This is a genomic window from Achromobacter sp., assembly GCF_057314935.1.
In genome coordinates this window covers 1-3,567 of the sequence record NZ_DBHKZA010000090.1, presented here as the reverse complement: position 1 = coordinate 3,567, position 3,567 = coordinate 1, and the positions used below count along the sequence as shown (strand labels likewise).

The 3,567-nt window shown below is 65.3% G+C and carries 4 protein-coding genes; 1 reads left to right on the top strand and 3 read right to left on the bottom strand.

Going from position 1 to position 3,567, the window contains the following annotated elements; translation table 11 throughout:
* The 3 genes from ACO6D5_RS25240 to ACO6D5_RS25230 form a co-directional block, all read right to left on the bottom strand.
* Window positions 1-125, bottom strand: a 125-nt coding sequence (locus ACO6D5_RS25240; RefSeq protein ID WP_485826896.1) for a helix-turn-helix domain-containing protein, incomplete at its 3' end; no start/stop codon positions are given.
* A gap of 106 nt (window positions 126-231) precedes the next feature.
* Complete coding sequence (locus ACO6D5_RS25235) at window positions 232-1,005, bottom strand: SDR family oxidoreductase (RefSeq protein WP_485826884.1); 774 nt, start codon at window positions 1,003-1,005, stop codon at window positions 232-234.
* Window positions 1,006-1,199: 194 nt separating this feature from the next.
* Window positions 1,200-2,165, bottom strand: a complete 966-nt coding sequence (locus tag ACO6D5_RS25230; RefSeq protein WP_315844486.1) for a tripartite tricarboxylate transporter substrate binding protein — start codon at window positions 2,163-2,165, stop codon at window positions 1,200-1,202.
* A 216-nt stretch (window positions 2,166-2,381) separates the two neighbouring features.
* Here ACO6D5_RS25230 and ACO6D5_RS25225 point away from each other — a divergent pair.
* On the top strand, window positions 2,382-3,567 hold a 1,186-nt coding region (locus ACO6D5_RS25225; RefSeq protein WP_485826883.1), incomplete at its 3' end, for an acetylornithine transaminase.

Below are 3,567 nucleotides of genomic sequence, written 5' to 3'. Positions count from 1 at the left end.
GTCTCCAATTGCTGGATGGCCGCCGACACCGAGGCGCGCGGCACCTCCAGCGCATGGGCGGCCTTGATGAAGCTGCCCATGTCGGCGACCTGGGCGAACACGCGGTACTGGTCGAATCGGTCCATGCGTCTGGCGTCCCCTGCCGTCCACCGGCGGATCGTCCTGTGGATAACGGCAGGAGAGAGAGTAGCCTGTCCGCACTACAAGGAACCACGCACAGGCCGTTGCTGCTTACTTCGTCGTATAGCCGCCGTTGATCAGGATCGTCTGGCCCGTGATCCACCAGCCGTCGCTGACCAGGTGGCGGATGAAGGGCACGACGTCTTCAATATCGGTCAGGCCCGTCTTGCTGAACGGCGACAGCGCGGCCGCGGTCTTGTGATACGCCACCGCATCGGCGCCTTCGGCCGGGTAGAAGAACGGCGTGTCCATCGGGCCGGGGCCCACGGCGGTCACCGAAATGCCGCGCGCGCCGAATTCCTTGGACGCGGCGCGGGTGTAGTGCTCGACCGGCGCCTTGGTGCCGGCGTAGGCAGCGTAGAACGGCGTGAACGCACCCAGCAGGGAGGTCACCAGCGTGCAGACCTTGCCGTTGTCGTTCACATGGCGGCCCGCTTCGCGCAGGAAGAAGAAGGCGGTCTTGGAGTTCACCGCCGTCATCTCGTCGTACTCGGTTTCGCTGATCTCGGTGAAGGGCTTCTTCAATACTTTGCCGACGGTGTTGATGGCGATGTCGGGCCGGCCCACCGCGGCGACGGCGTCGGTGAACAACTTTTCGACGGCGGCGGCGGTGGTCAGGTCTGCTTGCAGCGCGACCGCTTTAGCGCCGGCCGCCTGGATCGCGGCAACGGTCGCATCCGCTTCGGCTTTGGACGCGGCGCTGTTGTAGTGGATCGCCACCGCGCGGGCGCCCTGCTCGGCCAGGTCGCGCGCGATCAGGCCGCCCAGGTTCTTGGCGCCGCCGGCGATCAGCACGACTTTGCCCTTGATGGAATGGTCTGCCATGGAAAAACCCCTTCATGAATCGATGGAGCTTCGAGCTTAGGCAAGCGCATCGCCGCGATAAACCACCCGGGGCTGGATGGATCATCCAGAAAATCCTCCCAATCGTCGTGAAAAAAGCCGTCCTGTTTTACGGGGACGGCTTTTGCGGCAAGCGGCTGCCGGTGCGATGGGCAGGGAGTCTTAATCCTGAATCTTCAATCCACCTGCGCGCCGGACTGCTTGACGGCTTTGCCCCACTTGTCGACTTCGCTGGCGATGAACGTACCGGTCGCTTCAGGCGTCAACGGCATGGGTTCGGCGCCGCGGTCACGCAGGAACTTCTGCATTTCCGGCGTGCCCAGCGCATGGCCGATCTGCTTGCTCAGGTAATCGGTGACCGCCGGCGGCGTGTCGCGCGGCGCGAGCACGGCGGCCCAGCCGATGGCCTCGAATCCCGGGTAGCCGGATTCAGCCACGGTCGGCACGTCCGGCAGCTGCGGCAAGCGCTTGGCGGTCGTCACGGCCAGCGCCACGGCCTTCTTGCTTTGCACGTGCGGCAGGCCGGCGGTGACAGAATCCACCATCAGCGGCACCTGGTGGCCCAGGAAATCGGCCTGGGCCGGGCCGCTGCCCTTGTACGGGATGTGGCGGATGTCGATATCGGCTGCGGCCTTGAACATTTCCGCGGACAGATGCTGCGTGCCGCCGATGCCGGCGCTGGCGTAGGCCAGTTCGCCCGGATTGGCGCGGGCTTGCGTCACCAATTGCTTAAGCGAGGTGATGCCGGACGCCGGCGTGGCCAGGAACATCAGCGGCACCGAGAACACGCCCGACACCGGCGCGAAATCCTTGGTCAGGCTGTAGTTGATGGTCTTGTACAGCGTCTGGTTGACCGCGGCGGCACTGCCGGCGATGACCAGCGTGTAGCCGTCGGGCGCGGCGCGCATGGCCTGTTCCATGCCGATGTTGCTGCCGGCGCCGGCGCGGTTTTCCACCACGATGGGCTGCTTGACGGCGGCGCCCAGCTTTTCAGCCAGGGCGCGGGCGAAGATGTCGGTGGCCTGCCCGGGCGGGAACGGCACGATCAGGCGGATGGGGCGTTCGGGGTAGTCGGCATGCGCCGGGGCGCCGGCCGCCGCCAGCGCCAGACCGGCGGCAAGACTGGAAAGGATACGTTTCATGATTGGTCAGTAAAAAGCGACGACGGGCGGCGCGCGGGGGCGCGCCGCTTGCATAAAATAGAGCGCCCGAGCGTCGGCCCTTTTGAGGCGGCCCGGGGCGAATCGGCGGGGGGTGCGTCACGATAGCATCCCTCTGTCGGTGCTACATTTGCGTTTTCGCGCTTCCCCCTTGAAGTTTCCCCTTCATCCCTGTCCTTTCACCCCGCAGGAACCGCCATGGAATTCAGCCAGTTCAACGTCAACACCCTCATGGAGATCACCTCCCGCCCGGACCTCGTGTTCGTGAGCGGCAAGGGATCCTGGCTGGAGGATCACGCGGGCAAGCGATATCTGGACTTCGTCCAAGGCTGGGCGGTGAACACCCTGGGCCACTCCGCCCCGGAAATGCAGCGCGCGCTGGTGGAACAATCGCAAAAGCTGATGAACCCGTCGCCGGCGTTCTACAACATCCCCTCGATCGAGCTGGCCCAGCGCCTGACCGGCGCATCCTGCTTTGACCGCGTCTTCTTCGCCAACAGCGGCGGCGAAGCCAACGAAGGCGCCATCAAGCTGGCGCGCAAGTGGGGCCAGGTCAAGAAGAACGGCGCCTACAAGATCATCACGATGAACCACGGCTTCCACGGCCGCACGCTGGCAACCATGTCCGCGTCCGGCAAGCCGGGCTGGGACAAGATGTTCGCCCCGCAAGTGGAAGGCTTCCCCAAGGCCGAACTGAACGACCTGGAATCGGTGAAGAAGCTGATCGACGACAAGACCGTCGCTATCATGCTGGAACCGGTGCAAGGCGAAGGCGGCGTGATTCCGGCCACCAAGGAATTCATGCAAGGTTTGCGCCGCCTGGCCGACGAAAACCAGCTGCTGCTGATCGTCGACGAAGTGCAGACCGGCATGGGCCGCACCGGCAAGATGTTCGCCTACCAGCATTCCGACGTCATCCCCGACATCATGACGCTGGCCAAGGGCATCGGCGGCGGCGTGCCGCTGGCCGCCCTGCTGGCGCGCCAGGACGCCTGCGTGTTCTCGCACGGCGACCAGGGCGGCACGTACAACGGCAACCCGCTGACCACCGCCGTGGGCGTGGCCGTGTTTGACGCACTGGCCGCCCCGGGCTTCATGGACGCCGTCAACGCGCGTTCCAAGCAGCTGTCCGAAGGCCTCTTGGCGCTGTCGGCCAAGTACGGCATGAAGGGCGAACGCGGCCTGGGCCTGTTGCGCGCATTGATCATGGACCGCGACGACGGCCCGGCGATTGTCGAAGCCGCCCGCAAGCTGGAACCGCAAGGCCTGCTGCTGAACGCCCCGCGCCCGAATTTGCTGCGCTTCATGCCGGCGCTGAATGTGACGGCCGAAGAAATCGACCTGATGCTGAGCGAACTGGACAAGCTGATCGCGCAAGTGCGCA